The following is a 20,473-nucleotide window of genomic DNA, read 5'->3' as shown; positions in this document are numbered from 1 at the left end:
GACCGAGCTGAGGAGATCTATCCCTCAGCCTGTCGCTTATATCGGAAGAGCACCGCAAAAAGCACTGCCACCACAGCAGCATAAGCCGCGAAGGTATACCAGCTCATACTCCAGCCAAGCATTCGGGCAGTGGTGTCCGTCTCACTGTTAACAAAGTGATTGATGACTGCTTGTGCCCCGAGCGAACCCAGTGTAGCACCTATACCATTGGTCATTATCATAAAAAGACCCTGCGCACTGGAGCGAATCGAGGGATCCGTCTCCCGATCCACAAAGAGCGAACCTGATACATTAAAGAAGTCAAAGGCTACGCCATAGACGAGCATGCTTAACACGAAGAGCCAAACACCCGCCCCTGGATCTCCCAGCCCCAAGAGCCCGAAGCGAAGCACCCAAGCGACCATAGAGATCAGCATCACGATCTTGATCCCGAAGCGACGAAGTGCAAAGGGAATAAGCAAGATACACAGTGTCTCGGAGGCCTGCGATAGGGCAATGAGGATGTTAGCATGCTGTACCCCGAAAGTATCTTTGTAGGCATCTATCTCTCCGAAGGCACTAATAAATGGATTGGCAAAGCCATTAGTTACCTGCAGGCTCACACCAAGGAGCATGGAGAAGATGAAGAAAAGTGCCATCTTCTTTTCCTTGAAAAGCACAAAGGCTCGTAGGCCAAGTGCCTCCACCAAGCTCTTGCTCTGACCTTTGGGTGCTGTGGAACAATGTGGAAGCGTCTGTGCGTAAAGAGCGAGCAAGATTCCTAGCCCTCCCGACACAGCGAACTGGCCACTCGTAGCCTCTACCCCTACAAGGCTCACCATCACCATCGTGCAAATGAAACCAACTGTTCCAAAGACTCGTATCGGAGGGAAGCTCTTGACGAGATCAAGCCCTGCCTGCTCTAGTGCGCTATAGGCTACGGAGTTGCTCAGCGCAATCGTGGGCATGTAGAAGGCTACACTCAACGAATAGAGCGTGAAGAGGATGGGATACTCGGGGGCAGCAGTCTGAGTGTAACCGAAGAGTGCAAGCATAAGCCCTCCAGCCAAGGCATGACACAGACCTAAGAGACGCTGTGCAGGTATCCATCGGTCTGCAACAATACCCATCAAGGCAGGCATGAATAGAGATACGAAGCCCTGCATTGCATAGAAGCCTCCAATCTGCTCGCCGAAACCTGCTGCACCCAAATACCGCCCCATTGATGTGAGGTATGCCCCCCAGATTGCGAACTGGAGGTAGTTCATCACCGTGAGGCGTAGCTTGATGTTTCTCGATTTCATGTGTGTATGTATTAAAGGAGAAGGGCAGCCCTTCGACAGCAACCAACCCTTAAACGAGGGGAGAGAGATTGCTATCGGAGGACTGCCCGAAGGGTTACATTACTGTTGTCTCTTGGCTACGATGAAGCCAAACCGAAGTGCTTGCGCATCCTTGGAGAGTCTCACGAAGTACGGGAAGAGATACTGCTGTAGGGTTAGAGTGACATTTTGGCTACTGTTGTACTCCACAGGCACGATCTTTAGCTTAATGGGCTGGGTAATCTGCCACCCACTCCCTGCGCTGTAGCTTGCATGCTTTATGAGATGCTGAGTGACCAGCTCGGCGATGTTACGGAAGTTATATACCAAAGCCGACGCCTGATACTGCTCGGAGAGATAGGTCTGAGCACGCTTGAGTGTCGGGCTAGAAGACTTAAAGAATTCTGCGGCATCCTCACTAGGAAGCAACAGCAAGAAGGGGGGAGGGTTGAGCAAGAGCTTACTAGGATTATCCACCTTGAGGGAGATATTCGCCGCTGAGAGTAGCCATGTACGGCTAAAGAACTCGTTCTTACTCTGCCCACTACCCAGCTGTGGTGCTGAGGCGAGTAGACGCTGCAACTCGTCTGCGGATAGCGTCAGCTCGGCAGTCACCCCCGCGGGCCCCTTGACATAGCAGTACTGGCTGTTTGTCGCTGTGAGCTTGGAGACCTCGCTGGAGCTAAGACCATTGAGTCGTGGCGTAAGCTCGGTGTTTACGAAGGACTGAGCATATCGCACCGTGCTATCAGTCTTCGTTGCATGGGGGCGGTGGTAGTGCAGGACTAGGCTCGTCTGGAGCACCTGAAGCATGTAACCTGCTCCCGTGGAAGGTGTGACAAGTAGTCCCCCGAGAACATTCTGACTAAATGCCGTCTGTGATGCGAAGTACTCAGGGTTACTCTTGGAGAGGTTGTAGATACGCTGTCCAAGCTCGTCACTGAGACGCACAGAGACAAAGTAGGCAGAGTCTCGCTGACTGATCTTCTGCTTGAAGGCGTCCCGATCAGGCGTAATGATCTGACTCCCTACAAGTGCCCCTGCCTGACGATAGGCCTCTAGATCCTTAGATGATAGGTTATTCCCTGTGAAGCCCTTCGCCACTTCGTAGACCTCCATCTTAATAGAGGAGCTAAGATTGCCCGTGCGGTTCACGTAGTAGAGGCGCAGGGTCACTGAGTCCAGCTTGTTGTTCAGTGGCTCAGGATCGAGCTTAAACCCGGGAGCCGTACGCACCTGTGTGATGTATTCACCACGCTCGGTACCATACTCAGGATCGGTGATGACACCGAAGAGGGCGTTATTCGTACTAGAATAGACCTGCTCATCTGCTATTGTAGCAGCAGTCATCTGCAGGTAGGTCATCTGACCTTCAATCTTGTCGCCCGAGGGCTGCACGCTCTCTCCAATCTCAGATAGGCTATCTGAGCAAGAGGGGAGGAGGGTGAGACCAAGAGAAAGACTGAGTACTCTTAGGATAGACTTATGCTGGATCATGGGAGGATCTGTTTGTAGAACTCGTTGTACACCGCTGCGTCAAACTCCAGCCCTGGGAAGGGGAGGAAATTCACGCCCGTCTCCTCGATGTAGCTCTTGAGCTCAGGGGCAAGCTCGGGACTCCCCTGCACCACACCATGAGCATAGTGTATCGCGAGTTTACTAAGGGCGGTATAGTCGGCCTTACCCTGCATGACCGAGGTCGCTGCGGGCTTGAACTTATCGAACTTTAGTGATTCAAAGAGGTGCTCAGTCATCTCCACGGGCTGTGCCTCGTTGTAGAGAGAGAACACCAGCTTGGCCTTCTTCAGACAAGGATCATCGTTGTAGAACTTCCGAAGGTATAGCATCCCCAGAGCCGTGAAGGTACCATGGCAGTGTATGATGTCGGGGATCCAACGGAGCTTCTTCACAGTCTCGAGCGCACCTCGCACGAAGAAGATTGATCGTTCGTCATTGTCATTCTGTCCCTTAGGCTCAGGATCAAAAAGACTCTTGCGCTGGAAGAAGTCATCGTTGTCGATGAAATATACCTGCAGTCGTGCCGTTGGCAGGGAGGCCACCTTGATGATGAGGGGATGATCGTTGTTGTTGATGATCATATTGATCCCCGAGAGACGAATGACCTCGTGTAGCTGATTGCGTCGCTCATTGATCATTCCGAAGCGAGGCATGAAGATGCGGATGTCATTCCCTAGCTCCTGAATACCTTGAGGGAGCCGACGCGCAGTAAGTGAGATATCCGATTCGGGCAGATAGGGATTGATCTCCTGCGAGATGTACAATATACGTCTTGATTTCATTCGTCACTTTTTAACCCAAGGATCACGCTCTAGATGCCGTAGCTACGTGAGAGGGAGCACCTCCCTTCCCCAAACTACATCACGGCCTCCATCGGAGATCATAGCCAGCTGACAGCCTATGCACCATGACCTAACGAGCCACTTGGGCGTACCATACTTATACTATGCAAAGATACGGAAATCCGCCACAACAACTCTCCCTATCCATCGTCCCCACTCACCAGCACCTGTACCTACACCAACCAAGCCTCTTCACCTACACTTCTTCACCACTCTCCACCCAAGGCTTCTGTCCGCTAAGCCAGCGAGTTATCCCAGACCACATCAGCGGTCCAACAGCCCCATGCTCACCACCCCACTGAGAGGCTGTGACACAGTGCATTACAGAGAGACGAGACGAGTTACCATAAGTCGTCGCAACGAGTTACCATAACTCTCTTTAACGACTTACCATAACTCTTTGGAGCGAGTTACCACAACTCTTTGCAACGACTTATGGTAACTCGCAGGAGACCGCTCAGAAGCCTCGTAAACAAGGGGCTTTCGCAGGCTCTAATGAGAGAGCGGGGAGGCCCCCTCCCTTTCCTCAAGGAACGCAGTCGTCGTATATATAATTGTAATCATACGAGGCACAGGGAACTCCCTAGGTATATTCACGAGGAATCTGGGGGAAAAATACACATAACTAGGTATTTATTTACCACAAAAAAGGCTCGACCTTTGCACCCGAAGTGACACCCCATACCTGGGGGCTTCCGCATGAGCCACGTTCACTTCGTCTCCCACCCTCTCTCAGCGTTGTTTCAGCTAAGTCAAGGGGGAGACTCTCTAGCATTGTAAAGTAACCCTATGGAAATATGTCAATACTATGCATGCGATCACACGAGGCACGGACATACCGCCGTCTCTGGTCGCAACTTCTTCTCCTCGCTGGGGTAATCTTCACCTCAGCCTCCACACTCCTAGCCACAACCTCTCCCTCAGATCTCTCCTCAGAGCCCGAAGACCCTCGGCGTGTAACCATCGTTGTCCTCAACGCTGCCAGCCGTGAGCCAATCATCGGGGCTGTGGTACGCTGTACAGGTGCGATTAGCCCAGACGTCACAGACCAAAGCGGTAGATGTGTCCTTCGCTTCAAGCAACCGGTGCGAGAGGTACAGGTACAGATCACGTACATCGGCTACAAGACCATCCGAAGCACCTCCACCGTCACCCCCGGGAAACCACTTACATTCCGGATGCAGGAGGATGTCAAACAGTTCCGCGAAGTCCTAATCTCAGGGCAGCGACGCCAGACCAATAAGCTCCAGCAGACCGCTCGTATTAGCTCCGAGGTGCTAGATAAAGGAGGTGCTACCTCGCTGGCTAAGATGCTCGAGACCATCCCTGGCGTCAGCTCCATTAGCTCAGGTAGCACAGTGGCCAAACCCGTAATCCAGGGCATGCACAGCAGTCGTATCCTACTGATGAATAATGGCGTTCGTCTAGAGAGCCAGAGCTGGGGCGCAGACCATGCCCCCGAGATCGACTACACAGGGGCAAGCATGGTCGAGGTCGTCAAGGGTGCCGAGTGTGTGCGCTATGGCTTCGGTGCTATGGGAGGTGTCGTCCTACTCAACGAGGCACCCCTACCCTACGGGAACGATAAGCTCCAAGTACATGGCAAGGCTAACCTCGGCTACGACACCAATGCCCGAGGAGGCAGTGGCTCGGGAAGCCTCGAGCTTGGCTACCGCAATGTCGGGCTACGCCTACACGGCATGTACACCAAGGGCGGTGACTACCGCACGGCTGAGTATATCCTCAACAACACGGGCTACAACACCATCAGCCTCTCAGGCGTCCTCGGCTACAAGAGTCGGCGGATAGAGGTAGACCTCTCCTCTAGCCTCTACTACCAGCGCAGTGGTATCTACTACGCCAGCAAGATCTCTGACCTCGACCAGCTCATCAAGAGATTTGAGTACGGTCGACCAGATCCCAGCACCATCCATCCCTTCTCCTACAGCATCAAGCCCCCCTTCCAGCAGTCACAGCATTTCACCCTCAAGGGAGAGCTCAAATGGAACATCAACGACAACCACAAGCTCACCCTCACGGCTTCCTTCCAGGAGAACCTCCGACAGGAGTTTGAGAACCGCAAGAAGGTAGAGTGGAGCTGGGTGCCTATGCAGGACCTTATCCTCAAGACCTACAAGGTGGACGCCCAGTGGAATGCCAAGTGGAAGCTATGGAACATGTCCACCGACGTAGGTACGGCCAATACCTACCAGACCAACTATAACTACCCGGGTACGAAGCAGCCTGCCTTCGTCCCCAACTTCGCTGCCCTAACGATGGGAGGCTATTTCCTACATCGGGCACAGTTCGATCGGTTACAATGTGCCATCGGGATGCGCTATGACTTCCGTGTAATGTCGGTCAATGGCTATACGAGCCTCAGCAACTATACCTACTACGACGACTTTAAGCTCTACAGCAACTTCACCTCGAGCTTTGCCACACACTACACCATTAACGATCACTGGGATGTACGTGCCAATATCGGCTGGTCTTGGCGTCCACCCGACATCAATGAGCTGTACGCCATCGGGCTACAGGACGGCTCCTACTGGGTCGTGGGCAACAGCAAGCTCGAGAGTGAGCGCGGGTACAAGTCCGTCCTCGGTGGCCGCTACCGTGACACATGGTTCTCCATCGAGCCCAGTCTCTTCTATCAGCGCATCAATAGCTACATCTATGACCACATAGGTACAGGGAAAGACCGATTCCACAACCATCCCAGCGGGAAGTACCCAAAGTTCATATATGACCAAGATGACGTGAAGCTCTACGGAGGTGACCTTGAGGCTACTATTACGCCCCTCAAGGGGCTCTCCATAGTCGGTAAAGGCGAATGGATGTTCGCTCGCAATGTCACTCGTGGAGACTGGCTTCCCTTCATGCCCTCAGACCGATACGGGCTCTCAGGGACATACGAACGAAGCCTTGGGGCAAAAGAGAAGTATCACGCCTCAATCTCGCTCTCAGGACTCTATGTAACCAAGCAACGGCGTTTCGACCCAGACAAAGATCTCGTCTCCGACTCTCCCGATGCCTACTTCTTACTTAATGGCACAGCTGAGTTTGCCATTCGCCTACCTCAGCGTAGGGAGGTACGATTCATGATCGTAGGGGAGAATATCCTCAATAATCTCTACAAGGAGTACACCGACCGCTTCAGATACTACGCTCACGAGCGTGGGGTGAACGTATCCCTACGCACCCTCATCAAATTCTAGCAAAGCACTATGAACCGCTTATATACGAGTCTCCGACTCTCCGCCATGATGCTGTGCACCCTACTCAGTAGCTGCTCAGCGGACCGAGTAGACGAGTTCTTCAAGAAGATTGTCCAGGCTCCCCCCTCCTCCATCGAGCGCGATGTCAAGGGACATGAGCAGATCTATGCTGTACATGTCATCCTCCGTATGGGACACAAAGGAGGGATGATGGGTGTAGGTCCCGATGGCAACGAACAGGTAGAGACCTACCTGACTTACCACACCGTAGGAGACCCAGCAATGATACCCATTACCCAAGAGATCGATATCGCCAAGGATGATGATGGGCAGATGACAGTCACGACCGAGCGTGACCACTTCGATGTCATTGCCTCAGATGACATCTACTATGGCCTAGAGTTAAAGTATTACGATCAGAATGGAATGCTCATCAACCACCAGTTCTCGGGCTATCCATTTAAGAAGAACGGTGAGGGCATTAGCGTGCCTGATGAAGCAAACTCCACCCTACTGGTACACCAGCACTTCTTTGGAGTCGGTAACACCTCCCTCAACAAGGACGTAAAGACCAATACAAGTGGAGGTAAACGATCTCTCCAGCGTGGTCTCCAGCTCGCCTACCCAAGGTCACTTGCCACCCCCGCCACATTCTACGACAAGTACACCTTCAGGCTAAAGGATGGAGCTCCTGAGCCTGCCTCGAAGTATTCCCTATCCAACATCTTCGCTCCCGATGGCTTCACCTTTGGCTCCAACCAAGTAGCCTACGACACTGAGCTAGCATGGAAAGCAATCGAACGCTCGGGTAAGCCTGAGGCAACAGAGCCCCTACAGTGGAAAGACGGACGTAGCTACCGCCTCTACAAGGTTATAGACATGATGCACCTCAACAAGCTAACCCCAGAGATCTTCACCTACGAGTACCGAGATACAGATCCTGTGGAGGAGGAGCTGGGCAAACTCTTCACCGACTCGTACAACGATGACTTCATCGATCCCGACACCGATGCCCCACGTCAACGCTACGGAGAGACGGTCGGCTTCCTACGACAGAATAGAAGTCTCGATAGTGGCACACCAAGGGATAGGCTCGGCTTCAAGGGCATCCTACAGTTCAAGAAGGCGAACCTCGCCTTTCAGCTTCAGGTGAAGATCTGCAATATCCTCAACAAGGTACAGCAGCACGTAGGTGAGACCGAGAAGCCAGCCAAGTATGGCAATGCCAACAACGAAGCTAACGGATACCTTTGGGACTTCAACCAGATACAACCAGGTTGGGATAGCTTCGACATCGACTACCCCATCCCCGTACGTGTCCTCACTAGTCCCAAGGAAGGCATAGAGAAGTGCTACGAGGACGTCAAGCGGTTCTATCCCGAGGTGGACAAGGCTCAGCTCTGGCAGCTCCTCTCGAACCCTAGAGGCTACCTACAGCAGCACCACAGACGTAGTGTTGTCGTAATGTAACCCCAACCTAATTAACCGAGCAATAAGATGAATAAGATACTCAGGCTCACACTTCTCTTGACCACTTTCACCACACTCACCTCTTCGTGTGATAAGTTCGTCTTCGGGAACGTGAACGTAGACTATAACGAGAATCCACTACTAGCCAAGCCCGTCCCCCGCAGTGGGGCTGACCACTACGTCGATAGCCTCAAGAAGATTAAGGTAACAGAAAGTGGTCTCTCGAACCCCGATGCCGAGGGAGCCTTCAATGACTGGGCGACCTGCCTCGTGATGTTCAAGGAGGGGCACTCCCATGGCGATGGGATGATGCATGGGAACTTCGTCTATCAGAATGCCCCTTGGCGGCAGGAGCAGTTCGCCATCATCCACAACACCTCGGGCCCTTGGCCTCGGGTGGAGATCCAACGGAACAGCACCGTCACTCACCTTGAGCAGGGAGAGGGCAAGCAAGGTCCTAACTACATCCGCATCATCGGTGGTCGACTGAAGCGATGGGGACTGTGCCTCTATTTCTTTGACAAGGCGGGCAACCTCATCAACGACCGTATACTCAACCAGTCCGACCAATACCAGATCTTCTTCACCGTGAGTGATGTGGATGACAAGGGTACTCCCTATGAGGTCATGGATTGCCGTGGCACATGGCGTGCCAAGCATGATCGGTACGGACAATGGATGAAGGGTGGTACGGTTGACCCAACACCTGTTCCATCTCCATTCTTTGCAGACAAGACTACGTGGAAAGCACGTGCCGATGTCTCCGACAAGGTCTTCAAGTACACCTACCGAGACACCTGGATACATGATGCTATGGGCGATGGCGCACGTGAGCTCTTCAACCAACGTCTCCTTCCTCCTCTTACGCGCCACGATGCGGACTGGGCTGTTGCGCCCTATGACCAAGATCGTGTCGGGCTGAAGGGACACTTCAACTTCGACATCGAGGCTGATGAAAGTGATGACCAACGTGAGTGGCCTCTAGAGATCACCCAGCGTGTAGATCCTACGACGGGCAAGAGCGGGAAGTATACCCGTCCGACCTACCTGCTCCCAAAGTTTTACCTATCGGTGCGAGTCATGAAGTGTCCTAAGGGCAAGAAGGCCCTGATCCCCCGTGACGAATATCTCAGCAGGCACTCCACCTACCAGTTCATCAGCAAGTTCATCTGTGCCGAGGCACACCTACCCGATGAGGCAAAGGAGTATGGTAAGGACTCCGAGTGGAGAGAAGTCTTCCGCTTTAACCTCCCCATCAAGGTGTACTGCAGTAGCTTCGACACCGATCCTACTGCTGTCGATCCTAATGACCCTTATTACTACTTCCTAGGGCAGGAGATTGGTCTTCCTTCGGCAGATGCCCTCGAGGCTTCACAGAACCTCCAGACCCACGGTGTAGGCGGTGGCTCAGGTCTCGGTAACTGGTTCCTCTAGCACACCCTGCTCTCTTCTCTCATGATTCAAACTAGACCTAGCAATGAACCGATATAAATCACCTTGGCTACTCATCGCCCTAGTCCTCATCGCCCTCTCGGCCAGCTGTACACGCAACGGCATGCCCAAGAAGCAGTCGACCTCCAAGAGCAAAGTCGACCACCTCATCATCAAGGAGGTCTTCTACTCTGGTCACTACTGGCGACGTGAGTTCAAGGGCTATAACTTCCCAGCCCGCAATCAGATGGTCAGCGATGACCAGTACATCATCATCTATAATCCCACCAACGAAGTCAAGTACCTTGATGGGCTCGCTCTCTGTATCCACGCCATAGACCCAACGATCTCGATCACCTTCGCCCCGGGGGACAACTTCGTCAATCGCTACTACGGCGTCAGCTCCATCTCCTACTTCCCTGGCACAGGGCATGACCACCCAATCCAGCCCAAGCAGTCCATCACCATAGCTCAGTATGCGATCGACTATAAGGAGGACTTCATCCGCAGTATCAAGGAGGCAGCAAAGGAGGAAGGCGAAGCCGAACCAGACCTCACCGAGTACAAGGGGCTAGATGCCCTACTAGACCTCTCCAAGGCAGACTTCGAGTGGAGCAACATCAAGTACGGCGGAGCAAGTAAGAACAACCCTAATGTCCCTGACCTCGAGCCTATTCTTGTCGAGCCTGATGCCAAGGGGCGCATGACGCCTTACTTCGAGCTGAAATACCTCCTGCAAGCCAACGGCATCGCTCTCGTACGCCTGCCCTGGACGCTGGACGACTTCAAGAACAACTATCAGGAGACCAAGCAAAAGAAGGGCTACCGCCACTACATCAACGTCACCAGCAGTGCCTTCGCAGACTTCTATGCCATCGAGATACCTTTCTCGCACGTGATTGACTGCATGACGGTCTGTCCCAAGCGACGTTTCCAGATGCGCCCCAGCAAGCTAGATCGTGGCTACAATGCCGTGTCCGACGTCCCATTCTCTGAGGTTAATCACAGCGACTACCCGAAGTACTCAGGCCTAGCCTTGACCCGCAGGTGGGATGGACGGAAGTTCGTCGATGACGACAATTCCACCTCAGACTTTGAGGTGAAGACCGCCTCACTCTCGCGCAAGGACGCCAACGGCAACACCATCAAGTAGCTGTAAGCCCCTCTCCTCGGCGCACCACTCTGTGCGCCACTCATACAATTAGGGCATCACTCCCTTTCCTCTATGCGAAGGCTCAGGAAGTGATGCCCTAATTATATCCTACCCCTTCTCCTTACCTCCACAAAGCTCTCCCCTCAGCCTCACCTTCCTACTCCCCATTCATCGTCTTCGACCCTTGGGCCCCTTATGCTCGGCATATACACGGAGGTATATCTCCTGCCATGAAGGAGCTATTTCAGGCATTTCAAGAGGAAAGGATAACCCACTTGACATCAACACCTTACATACATCAAAAAGGAAGGAACAACGAGTTACCATAAGTCGCGACAACGAGTTATGGTAACTCATTCAAAAGAGTTGTGGTAAGTCGTCGAAGCGAGTTATGGTAAGTCTTATCTACGAGTTACCACAACTCGTAAAGAAGGCTTTCCGACCCTCCCATTTCAGCCTAACCCACAGCGAGTTAGAGAGGGTATAACATACTCCTCCCTAACTATTTCGGTACGAAAAAAATCGGATTATACGAAGGTATTAGCTCTACCCTGCCCTACTCCCTCACGGGAGCTCCCCAGAGCAGCTTACGCCGAAGTGTATCGGCGAAGCAATAGGGACGTAGGTGCAAGACACGTAGTTGGTTGGGTGACTTCGTCACACGCACCTTCACACCTGTGGGGAAAATCTTGGTTTGCCCATCGAGGACAAGCAGGAAGGTATTATTTCGTGCCGTGACCGTCATCTCGACGGCGAGATCCTCTGGGAGCACAAGGGGACGCATCGTGAGCGAATGGGGAGCAATAGGGGTAAGGAGCATATTACGACACTGGGGCATCATCAGCGGTCCATAGGCACTGAGAGAGTAGGCTGTCGAGCCGGAGGGCGTGGAGACAATCAGCCCATCGCATTCATAGTTCGCCAGATGGTCCCCTTCTCCAAGTAAGGTACGGATGGCAATCATTGACCCTGTTTCACGCTTGAGTAGAGCCACATCATTCAGTATCTCTCCCTGGTGTACACCATCGACATCTACCGAGAGAAGCATCCGTCGCTCCGTGGTATATTCGCCACTGAAGAGACGAGGCAAGAGAGGCAAGGCTTCCTCGATACCCATGTCTGTAAGGAAGCCAAGTCGCCCCATATTGAGCCCAAGGACGGGGATCTCACTTGCGAAGACCCTCCGTGCAGCTCTGAGGAACGTCCCATCCCCCCCTAGACTGAGGACGAAGTCTACATCTAGGGGACTCATATCTGAGGGAAGTGCGCCAGCAAAACGTGGAGTAAGATGGAATTCCTCGGCAAGCTCTGCCTGGAAGGCGTGATCACAGTAAAGGGCTACATCCGGACGATCCAGCGCAGAGAGTAGCTCTCTGAGATGCTCAGCGTGTGCCGTGAGGTACTGGGAGGCAATGAGGGCAATTCGATACATCGGGCGATGGTCTCTAGCGTTATAATATCGTAGGTAGGTCAAATAACGTTACCTTTGTATGTGTAAGAGAGCTAGTTCTCCCTTCAATACAAATGTATATAAAGATAATGGGATAATGACTCGGCTAAGCGTCAATATCAATAAGATAGCTACACTGCGTAATGCCCGCGGGGGGAACATACCCGATCTGCTGCAAGTCGCTAGAGACTGCGAACGCTTTGGCGCAGAGGGCATCACAGTACATCCTCGTCCCGATGAACGGCATATTCGCTACAGGGATGTTTATGACCTCAAGGAAGTCATCACTACAGAGTTCAATATAGAGGGGAACCCCACCCCCGCACTGATGAAGCTCATCGATGAGGTACGCCCCACGCAGGCTACCCTCGTCCCAGATGCACCTAGTGTACTGACGAGCAATGCAGGATGGGATATAGTCTCTAATCGATCCTTCCTCACAGAGATTATAGCACAGCTCAAGGCTTGGGGTATCCGACCTTCGATCTTCATCGGGACGGATCTCCGTCAGATCGAAGCAGCCGCCTCAGTAGGTACTACCCGTATAGAGCTCTACACCGAGCCCTTCGCCTCTGGGTATCACGCAGGCAAGCCTCACGAGGCTGTCGCCCCCTTCGTCACCGCAGCCGAGCATGCCCTCTCCCTGGGGCTAGAGCTGAATGCTGGCCATGACCTCAGCCTGGAGAACCTCGCTTTCTTCTCCGCCTCCATCCCCCAGCTCTCCGAAGTCTCAATTGGACACGCCCTCATCTCCGATGCCCTATACCTCGGGCTCGAGGAAACAATACACCGCTACCTCGCTTGCCTCAAGCATAAATAAGGCAAGCATAACATTGATCATAAACAACTAAAATAGAACGCGACACGTGGATACATTAGCAACTGCCTCACTGGCACAAACCCTCGCCGAAGGAACCAACGCCACTCCCGAAGCCCTCTCTATCCTAGATCTTGCCACAAAGGGCGGATGGATTATGATTGTCCTCCTACTGCTCTCGCTCTTGGCTGTCTATATATTCGTCACCAAGTACCTGCAGATGCGCTCTGCTGGACAGGAAGACAAGTACTTTGTACAGCGTATTAAGGACTACGTCACCGAGGGTAAGACAAGCTCCGCCATAAAGCTCTGTGAAGAGACCAACACCCCCTACGCACGTATGATACATAAGGGCCTCTCTCGTATCGGGCGACCTATGGCAGACATCCTAGTCATCGTAGAGAACGTTGGGAATATCGAAGTGGGAAGACTCGAGAAAGGCCTTCCACTACTAGCCACTGTCGCTGCTGGTGCACCGATGATAGGCTTCCTTGGTACCGTCACAGGGATGGTACGGGCCTTTTTCGACATGGCTAATGCCGGCTCAGGAGGTGTCGATGTGGCACTGCTCTCTAATGGTATCTACGAAGCTCTAGTGACCACTGTCGGTGGACTCGTAGTGGGAATTATCGCACTCTTTGCCTACAACTACCTCGTAGCTGAGCTAGACAAGGTCGTAGGGAAGATGGAGGCCAAGACCGTAGAGTTCATGGACCTGCTCAACAAAGTCGGTCACTAACCCTCTAGGAAGACCTTACCCTATGGCACTCAAGCGCAAAAGCAGGGTTTCTGACACCTATAGCATGGCTTCGATGACGGATGTCATCTTCCTGCTACTGATCTTCTTCCTCGTCACCAGCACGATTATTGTGCCAAACACCATTAAGGTGACCCTCCCCACTTCCTCGCCACAGAGTTCTCCTGAGCAACCTGCTGCTCGCATCACCCTTACCCCAGACCTCCGCTACTACCTCGGGATCGAGCGTGCTGTACCAGTGGAGCTAACCAAGGAAGCCCTACGCGAGCAGCTGGCAATCTTTGCCGCAGAGCATCCTGAAGCCTACGTATCCATTCAGGCAGATGAGACCGTACCCTATAAGGAAGTGGTGTCGGTCATCAACGCTGCCTCTGGCTCATCCCTCAAAGTCGTCCTCGCCACACGTGCCGAGACCGACCAGCCCACTACCCCGACCACGAGATGAGACTATCCGAAGCCTCCCTCTACCAGAGGCGTGCTTTAGCTCTCGCTATTGCCCTCACCCTGCACATAGCACTACTTCTCCTGCTATGGGGCTTGTACCTGCGTGCACCACATCCTCAGTCGAAGCCCGTCGAGGTACTCGTAGCGGTCAACGTGGGGAACGTAGAGCAAGCCTCAGGAGCTATTGAACCAGGTGGCACGCAGAGCGAAGACCCTCAGTCCACTCGTGTCGAGGCTCCTCACCCTACACCTCCCGTACCTCCTACCCCCATCCCTACCCCACGTCCTAAGGCTCCCTCCCGCACCTCCAGCCAGCCCCTGCAGACACAGAATACAGAGCAGAGCATGCGTATCGAAGAGACTCGTCGTGCGGAGGCTGAAGCCAAAGCTCGTGCAGAGGCAGAACGCAGGGCTCGTGAGGAAGCTGCACGCCGAGAAGCACAGCGTCAAGAGATCGGTCACTCAGTGGCTGGAGCCTTCGGAAGGCAAAGTGGTGCAGCAGGCTCACAAGGCACAGCAAGCTCTGGCACAGGGAACCAAGGCAACCCCAATGGTAGTGCAGGGAGCTACGCTCTGACAGGTCGCACGATTGTCAGCAATGGAGGCGTCCTCGCCCGTCCCTCAACCAACCGTGCCATCGATGGTATCGTCCGTGTACGCATCATCGTAGATGGCTCGGGGCGAGTCATCCAAGCAACGGTTGCTCAAGGCACCAACATCGCAGACACCTCCGTCCGTAATGCTGCCCTCTCTGCTGCCCGTGCCACACGCTTCAACGCCGTAGCAGGGGCTGACGACCAAGAGGGGCTCATCACCTACCGCTTTAAGATACAATCTTAACCACCTCTCTTCCTACTAGGACTTGACACACCTAGTAGCACTGCTATACCCCTACCCTCAACAATCCTAATTTATTATGCCAAAGAACATCTACGTCTTCCTCGCCGAAGGCTTTGAGGAAACAGAGGCAATCGGCACCATTGACCTCCTACGTCGTGCAGGTTTGCCCACCCATATTGTTACAATTGAGGACGTACCACATGTCACGGGAGCTCATGGGATAGCCGTACAGGCGGACCTCTCGATCCGTGAGGTCTATAGTGCTGATGTCCGGGCCCTAGTCCTACCGGGTGGACTACCCGGTGTAACGAACCTCGACTCCTCCCCCCGCCTACACGAGCTGATCCACGATGCAGTCGGTGATGGCAAGCTCCTTGCCGCTATCTGTGCTGCCCCCTCTATCTATGGTCGCCTCGGCCTACTTCAGGGGAAGGAGGCGACCGCCTACCCAGGCTTTGAGACTCAACTACAGGGAGCGAAGCCCACAGCAAGTCCCGTTGTCCGCTCAGGCAACTTCATCACAGCCAAGAGCGCAGCCTATACATTCGACTTCGCTCTTGCCATCATCGAAGCCCTTGAGGGCAAGGCAAAGGCTGATGAAGTAGCCTCGGCCATTATCTATCAGCGTCACTAGGCTGTAGATTTCCTCTGCCTAGCAACCCCAACTCCTCGATAGGATGCAGAGGTGGCAGCGATTGACCGCTTGCCACCTCTGCCTTTTTATTTCCTTTTCCTCTAGCTTTTCTTTGCCCTACCTTCAGCCCTGCTCCACTTCTTGCCTTCCACCTCCGAGACACCCACGACAAACACCTATAAATCAAATTAATAAACACAGAGCCAAACAACCCCTCAGCGACTTACCATAACTCATCACAACGACTTACCACAACTCGCTACAACGAATTGCCATAACTCTATGAAACGAGTTACCATAACTCTCTGCAACGACTTATGGCAACTCATCCAGCCCCTTTCCTAACCATCTGAAAGAAAGAAGCATACAAAGATAAAAACGAGGCATATATCCTCCTTCTGCAACTACCATAAAACAAGTAAGGCAGACGATCCACAGAGGTGCTAGCCCCATACAAAAGCCCTATCTTTATGCCCATATACGACATTAAGGCAATGAATACCCCCTCCAAACAACCACTTAGAGAGAGGCTCCACATGATGCGTAGGCGCAATCGTGTCCGAAAACGCTCTGTGATAGCTCTCATCAAATCTCACCTTGACAGCTCACGCTACCAGGACTACAACTGGTGGGACAGTCACGCCTCGACCTTTTGGCTGCCACGGTTCATTGACCTACACCTCGAGCCCAAGAAGAAGATCAATCTTTTCTCTTGCTTCCAAAATCCCCTAATGCTCATCCGCTACTACAAAGGGGTGAAGATCTTCCTATCAGGTGAGAACCTCACCAATAACGAGCACTTTGGCTTCCATCCCCGCATGCTCGACCATAGGATTAATGAGGTGGACTTAGCCCTAGGCTTTGAGTTCCGCAAGGATCCCAAGTACTATCGCTTCCCCCTTTGGATCTATCAGAATGAGTTCATCAGCCCCAGTGCTAGCCTAGAGGATATATGTGTGCTCGTTGGGCAGATTAACGATCCCTCCACCCGTCGTAGCGCAAAACGCAGTCGCTTCATCGGGCAGATCTCCAGCCACGACAAAGGCGGGATGCGAGGACGGCTCATTGACCTCCTAAGTCCCATCGGACAAATCGACTGCGCAGGGAAGTTCCGTCACAACACCGATGAGCTCCTCGAGGTCTACGGGGATGACAAGTTTAAGTACCTAGCTAACTACCGCTTCAACCTTTGCCCAGAGAATTCACTAGGCGAAGGCTACATCACCGAGAAGGTCTTCGACAGCATACGCGCAGGCTGTATCCCCATCTATTGGGGTGCTTACCTAGAGCCTGGCATCCTTAACCCCAAGGCCATCCTACGCTTCGAGGAAGGGAAGGAACAAGAGTTCTATAACCGAGTGAAGGAGCTGTGGGAGAACGAAGAGGCCTACGAGCAGTTTATCCTCGAGCCTCCCTTCGTAGAGGGAGCAGCAGAGCGCATCTGGGAAATCCTTCAGGGGCTTCGTGAGCGCCTTGCCCCTCTTGTGGAGGAAGGATAATTCTCTCCCTTCAACAGACAGAGCCAATAAACACAGCGGAGGCTACATGCATTATACTGCATGTAGCCTCCACCTCTTCTAACAACTCACTAATAATACTCGTTACGCTTGCTTAGCGGAAGAGTAGCTTTCCATCCTTAGCATCGAGGGTAATCACGCTGGAGCGATCAACCGAACCAGAGAGAATACTCTTCGAGAGCTCGTTGAGGACGTTGTGCTGGATCACACGGCGCACAGGACGAGCACCAAACTCGGGGTCATACCCAGCCTCTGCTATCCAGCTGACGGCGGCGTCCGTGTAGTGCAGCTCTACACCTGTAGAGGCTAAGACATGGGCGGTAGCATCTAGCTGCAGACGGACGATACGCTCGATATCGGACTTGGTCAGAGGTGTGAAGACGATCGTCTCATCGATACGATTGAGGAACTCTGGGCGAATCGTCCGCTTCAGGAGATCCAGCACCAGCTCACGAGTCTCATCGATCGTCTGCTGCATCTTACCTTCAGCGACATGGGCAAACTTCTCTCGGATGAGATCAGAACCCATATTGCTCGTCATGATGATGATTGTATTCTTGAAGTTCACAACTCGTCCCTTGTTGTCGGTAAGACGACCATCGTCCAGCACCTGTAGGAGGACATTGAAGACATCGGGATGTGCCTTCTCGATCTCATCGAAGAGGACGACCGAGTAAGGCTTGCGACGAATAGCCTCCGTCAACTGTCCTCCTTCGTCGTAGCCTACGTATCCCGGAGGAGCACCGATGAGACGAGTGGCGGAGAACTTCTCCTGATACTCGCTCATATCAATACGGGTGAGCATCGTCTCGTCATCAAAGAGCACCTCGGCAAGAGCCTTGGCAAGCTCCGTCTTCCCCACACCCGTAGTGCCGAGGAAGAGGAAGGAGCCTATCGGACGCTTAGGATCCTGAAGGCCTGCACGTGAGCGACGAACAGCATCGGCCACAGCCTCTATAGCTAGCTCCTGCCCGATGACACGGCGATGAAGTTCATCCTCTAGATGAAGCAACTTCTCTCTTTCGCTCTGGAGCATCTTTCCTACGGGAATGCCCGTCCAACGAGAGACGATATCGGCGATATCCTCTGCCCCAACTTCCTCTCGTATCATCGCACCACTCTCGCCCTGAGCTGCGGCAAGCTCTTGCTGCGTCTCAGCGATCTCGGCTTCCTTCTCCTTGAGCTTGCCGTAACGGATCTCTGCTACCTTGCCGTAGTCACCTACCTGCTCGGCACGCTCAGCCTCGAAGCGAAGTCGCTCGATGTCTATCTTAGCCTGCTGGATACGATTGATGAGCTCTTGCTCCCGCATCCACTTAGACTTATCGGTGGCCTCCTGCTCCTTGAGGGAAGCGATCTCCTTATTCAGTTCCTCGAGCTTGGCCTCATCATTCTCTCTACGGATGGCCTCACGCTCGATCTCGAGCTGTGTAATTCTTCGCCCAATCTCATCAAGGTCCTCGGGCAGGGAATCAATCTGCATCCTTAGACGGGCAGCAGCCTCATCCATGAGGTCAATAGCCTTGTCAGGGAGGAAGCGATCGGTGATATAACGATCGGAGAGACGTACGGCAGCAATGATCGCATCATCCTTGATACGCACCTTGTGGTGGTTCTCATACTTCTCCTTCAATCCACGTAGGATGGAGATGCTACTTGCTTCATCAGGCTCCTCGACCATGACCATCTGGAAGCGTCGCTCCAGAGCCTTATCCTTCTCGAAGTACTTCTGATACTCGTCGAGGGTGGTGGCACCGATGGCACGCAGTTCGCCACGAGCTAGTGCGGGCTTGAGGATATTAGCAGCATCCATAGAGCCCTCACTCTTCCCTGCGCCGACGAGGGTGTGGATCTCATCGATGAACAGGATGATCTCGCCCTCGCTCTTAGTGACCTCACCTACGACGGCCTTTAGGCGCTCCTCGAACTCACCCTTATACTTCGCCCCAGCGATGAGGGCACCCATATCAAGGGAGTAGACCTGTTTCGAACGTAAGTTCTCAGGGACGTCCCCACGAACAATACGATAAGCTAACCCTTCAGCAATAGCTGTCTTCCCAACACCAGGCTCACCGATAAGGATCGGGTTGTTCTTTGTTCTTCTAGAAAGGATCTGCAAGACTCGGCGGATCTCGTCATCACGCCCTATGACAGGGTCAAGCTTCCCCTCACGAGCACGCTCACAAAGGTTGATGGCGTACTTACTAAGGGAGTTATACTGCTCCTCGGCATGCTGGCTGGTCACGCGGTTGCCCTTGTGGAGCTCCTCTACTGCCTTCTTTAGGTCAGAGATATTAACACCGAAGTCCGACTTCAGCATGCGAGCAGTAGGGCTATCCACCATGACGAGAGCCATGAGGATGTGCTCAATAGCTACATACTCATCCTGCATCTCACGGGCTAGATCCTCAGCCTTGTTGAGTACGTCATTTGTCCCTTGGCTAAGGTAGGGTTCTCCACCGGACACCTTGGGCAGTTGCGATAGGGCGGTGTTGTTTGCCTCCTCTACTCGGGCGCGCTGTATAGCGAGCTTGGAGAAGAGGAAGTCCATCAGACTATCTCCTGCCGAGAGCAAGCTCCCGAGCAGGTGCGCGGGCTCAATGGACTGGTTGCCATTCCTGCGAGCCAGGTCGATGGCAGCCTGTAGAGCCTCCTGCGACTTGATTGTATATTTATTAATATTCATCTCCGTTGTTTATTTCGGTGAACTTCGTTGTCCACATCAGCCCTACTCCAAAGGCCGTACCCAAGCTAAAACACTGACAACAAGTCATATAGATAAGACTTTTCGTCTTATTTATCCCTATTTTATCCGCCAATATGTCAGTACCTTAGTCTCACTTCCTCCCCCCTCATCCCTCAAGTACTGGCCCTAACTCCATGTAGTCATTCAAGGGAAGAGGACACAAATGCCTACCACATAGAGGCAAACACACTGACAGAACACAAGCACAACCAATTCAAAGCAAGGAGGATACAAAACAAGGGAACAGCCCCAAAGCGACTTACTATAACTCGCTTTCACGACTTACCATAACTCGCTCCGACGAGTTACCATAACTTTTCCGAGCGAGTTAC

At 53.1% G+C, this 20,473-nt stretch carries 16 protein-coding genes; 11 read left to right on the top strand and 5 right to left on the bottom strand.

Annotation, left to right across the window (positions count from 1 at the left end; all coding sequences use genetic code 11):
• Positions 1-17 precede the first annotated feature (17 nt).
• The 3 genes from HMPREF0636_RS01650 to HMPREF0636_RS01640 all read right to left on the bottom strand — a co-directional run bounded on the left by HMPREF0636_RS01650 (position 18) and on the right by HMPREF0636_RS01640 (position 3,601).
• On the bottom strand, positions 18-1,283 hold the full coding sequence (locus HMPREF0636_RS01650) for an MFS transporter (protein WP_044168036.1): 1,266 nt from the start codon (positions 1,281-1,283) through the stop codon (positions 18-20).
• Positions 1,284-1,382: 99 nt separating this feature from the next.
• Positions 1,383-2,798 (bottom strand): DUF4270 family protein, encoded by a 1,416-nt coding sequence (locus tag HMPREF0636_RS01645; protein WP_044168035.1) that lies wholly within the window; start codon positions 2,796-2,798, stop codon positions 1,383-1,385.
• Positions 2,795-3,601, bottom strand: a complete 807-nt coding sequence (locus HMPREF0636_RS01640) for a glycogen/starch synthase (protein ID WP_044168034.1) — start codon at positions 3,599-3,601, stop codon at positions 2,795-2,797. Before HMPREF0636_RS01640 ends, HMPREF0636_RS01645 begins: the two co-directional genes overlap by 4 nt.
• A gap of 164 nt (positions 3,602-3,765) precedes the next feature.
• Here HMPREF0636_RS01640 and HMPREF0636_RS08415 point away from each other — a divergent pair, with 164 nt between their 5' ends.
• From HMPREF0636_RS08415 to HMPREF0636_RS01620, 5 genes are all read left to right on the top strand, one after another.
• Positions 3,766-3,963 (top strand): hypothetical protein, encoded by a 198-nt coding sequence (locus HMPREF0636_RS08415; RefSeq protein WP_155807264.1) that lies wholly within the window; start codon positions 3,766-3,768, stop codon positions 3,961-3,963.
• Positions 3,964-4,473: 510 nt separating this feature from the next.
• The gene (locus tag HMPREF0636_RS01635; protein WP_044168032.1) at positions 4,474-6,882 is read left to right on the top strand and encodes a TonB-dependent receptor; all 2,409 of its coding nucleotides are present in this window, start codon (positions 4,474-4,476) and stop codon (positions 6,880-6,882) included.
• Positions 6,883-6,891: 9 nt separating this feature from the next.
• A complete protein-coding gene (locus tag HMPREF0636_RS01630) occupies positions 6,892-8,352 on the top strand; it encodes a hypothetical protein (protein ID WP_044168029.1) in 1,461 nt (486 codons plus the stop codon).
• Between the two features lie 27 nt (positions 8,353-8,379).
• Entirely contained in the window at positions 8,380-9,786 is a 1,407-nt protein-coding gene (locus tag HMPREF0636_RS01625) for a hypothetical protein (RefSeq protein WP_044168028.1), read from the top strand.
• A gap of 43 nt (positions 9,787-9,829) precedes the next feature.
• The gene (locus HMPREF0636_RS01620; protein WP_044168026.1) at positions 9,830-10,936 is read left to right on the top strand and encodes a DUF4876 domain-containing protein; all 1,107 of its coding nucleotides are present in this window, start codon (positions 9,830-9,832) and stop codon (positions 10,934-10,936) included.
• A gap of 556 nt (positions 10,937-11,492) precedes the next feature.
• Here the strand turns inward: HMPREF0636_RS01620 and HMPREF0636_RS01615 are convergent.
• Complete coding sequence (locus HMPREF0636_RS01615) at positions 11,493-12,368, bottom strand: NAD(+)/NADH kinase (protein WP_044168023.1); 876 nt, start codon at positions 12,366-12,368, stop codon at positions 11,493-11,495.
• A gap of 115 nt (positions 12,369-12,483) precedes the next feature.
• Here HMPREF0636_RS01615 and HMPREF0636_RS01610 point away from each other — a divergent pair, with 115 nt between their 5' ends.
• From HMPREF0636_RS01610 to HMPREF0636_RS01585, 6 genes are all read left to right on the top strand, one after another.
• Positions 12,484-13,206: a pyridoxine 5'-phosphate synthase gene (locus HMPREF0636_RS01610; protein WP_044168096.1), complete on the top strand. Its 723-nt coding sequence runs from the start codon at positions 12,484-12,486 to the stop codon at positions 13,204-13,206.
• A gap of 70 nt (positions 13,207-13,276) precedes the next feature.
• Complete coding sequence (locus tag HMPREF0636_RS01605; protein WP_044168094.1) at positions 13,277-13,942, top strand: MotA/TolQ/ExbB proton channel family protein; 666 nt, start codon at positions 13,277-13,279, stop codon at positions 13,940-13,942.
• 22 nt (positions 13,943-13,964) lie between these two features.
• A complete protein-coding gene (locus HMPREF0636_RS01600) occupies positions 13,965-14,405 on the top strand; it encodes an ExbD/TolR family protein (RefSeq protein ID WP_005468212.1) in 441 nt (146 codons plus the stop codon).
• Positions 14,402-15,244, top strand: a complete 843-nt coding sequence (locus HMPREF0636_RS01595) for an energy transducer TonB family protein (protein WP_044168022.1) — start codon at positions 14,402-14,404, stop codon at positions 15,242-15,244. The genes HMPREF0636_RS01600 and HMPREF0636_RS01595 overlap by 4 nt, the downstream gene beginning before the upstream one ends.
• 76 nt (positions 15,245-15,320) lie before the next feature.
• Positions 15,321-15,878, top strand: a complete 558-nt coding sequence (locus HMPREF0636_RS01590; RefSeq protein ID WP_044168019.1) for a DJ-1 family glyoxalase III — start codon at positions 15,321-15,323, stop codon at positions 15,876-15,878.
• Positions 15,879-16,348: 470 nt separating this feature from the next.
• Positions 16,349-17,377: a glycosyltransferase family 10 domain-containing protein gene (locus HMPREF0636_RS01585; protein ID WP_044168017.1), complete on the top strand. Its 1,029-nt coding sequence runs from the start codon at positions 16,349-16,351 to the stop codon at positions 17,375-17,377.
• A gap of 112 nt (positions 17,378-17,489) precedes the next feature.
• On the opposite strand, the gene clpB is transcribed toward HMPREF0636_RS01585, so the two are convergent.
• On the bottom strand, positions 17,490-20,081 hold the full coding sequence (clpB, locus tag HMPREF0636_RS01580; RefSeq protein ID WP_044168014.1) for an ATP-dependent chaperone ClpB: 2,592 nt from the start codon (positions 20,079-20,081) through the stop codon (positions 17,490-17,492).
• Positions 20,082-20,473 lie beyond the last annotated feature (392 nt).

Source organism: Porphyromonas catoniae ATCC 51270 (assembly GCF_000565015.1).
GTDB classification, from domain to species: Bacteria; Bacteroidota; Bacteroidia; order Bacteroidales; family Porphyromonadaceae; genus Porphyromonas; species Porphyromonas catoniae.
Note: the sequence above shows the minus strand (reverse complement) of the source record. Positions and strands in the feature narration are given on the sequence as shown.

What these genes read in the sequence shown, in the direction of transcription:
- HMPREF0636_RS01650 (WP_044168036.1), bottom strand. Translation starts at nt 1,283, where the DNA reads ATGAAATCGAGAAACATCAAGCTACGCCTCACGGTGATGAACTACCTC.
- HMPREF0636_RS01645 (WP_044168035.1), bottom strand. Translation starts at nt 2,798, where the DNA reads ATGATCCAGCATAAGTCTATCCTAAGAGTACTCAGTCTTTCTCTTGGT.
- HMPREF0636_RS01640 (WP_044168034.1), bottom strand. Translation starts at nt 3,601, where the DNA reads ATGAAATCAAGACGTATATTGTACATCTCGCAGGAGATCAATCCCTAT.
- HMPREF0636_RS08415 (WP_155807264.1), top strand. Translation starts at nt 3,766, where the DNA reads ATGCAAAGATACGGAAATCCGCCACAACAACTCTCCCTATCCATCGTC.
- HMPREF0636_RS01635 (WP_044168032.1), top strand. Translation starts at nt 4,474, where the DNA reads ATGCGATCACACGAGGCACGGACATACCGCCGTCTCTGGTCGCAACTT.
- HMPREF0636_RS01630 (WP_044168029.1), top strand. Translation starts at nt 6,892, where the DNA reads ATGAACCGCTTATATACGAGTCTCCGACTCTCCGCCATGATGCTGTGC.
- HMPREF0636_RS01625 (WP_044168028.1), top strand. Translation starts at nt 8,380, where the DNA reads ATGAATAAGATACTCAGGCTCACACTTCTCTTGACCACTTTCACCACA.
- HMPREF0636_RS01620 (WP_044168026.1), top strand. Translation starts at nt 9,830, where the DNA reads ATGAACCGATATAAATCACCTTGGCTACTCATCGCCCTAGTCCTCATC.
- HMPREF0636_RS01615 (WP_044168023.1), bottom strand. Translation starts at nt 12,368, where the DNA reads ATGTATCGAATTGCCCTCATTGCCTCCCAGTACCTCACGGCACACGCT.
- HMPREF0636_RS01610 (WP_044168096.1), top strand. Translation starts at nt 12,484, where the DNA reads ATGACTCGGCTAAGCGTCAATATCAATAAGATAGCTACACTGCGTAAT.
- HMPREF0636_RS01600 (WP_005468212.1), top strand. Translation starts at nt 13,965, where the DNA reads ATGGCACTCAAGCGCAAAAGCAGGGTTTCTGACACCTATAGCATGGCT.
- HMPREF0636_RS01595 (WP_044168022.1), top strand. Translation starts at nt 14,402, where the DNA reads ATGAGACTATCCGAAGCCTCCCTCTACCAGAGGCGTGCTTTAGCTCTC.
- HMPREF0636_RS01590 (WP_044168019.1), top strand. Translation starts at nt 15,321, where the DNA reads ATGCCAAAGAACATCTACGTCTTCCTCGCCGAAGGCTTTGAGGAAACA.
- HMPREF0636_RS01585 (WP_044168017.1), top strand. Translation starts at nt 16,349, where the DNA reads ATGCCCATATACGACATTAAGGCAATGAATACCCCCTCCAAACAACCA.
- clpB (WP_044168014.1), bottom strand. Translation starts at nt 20,081, where the DNA reads ATGAATATTAATAAATATACAATCAAGTCGCAGGAGGCTCTACAGGCT.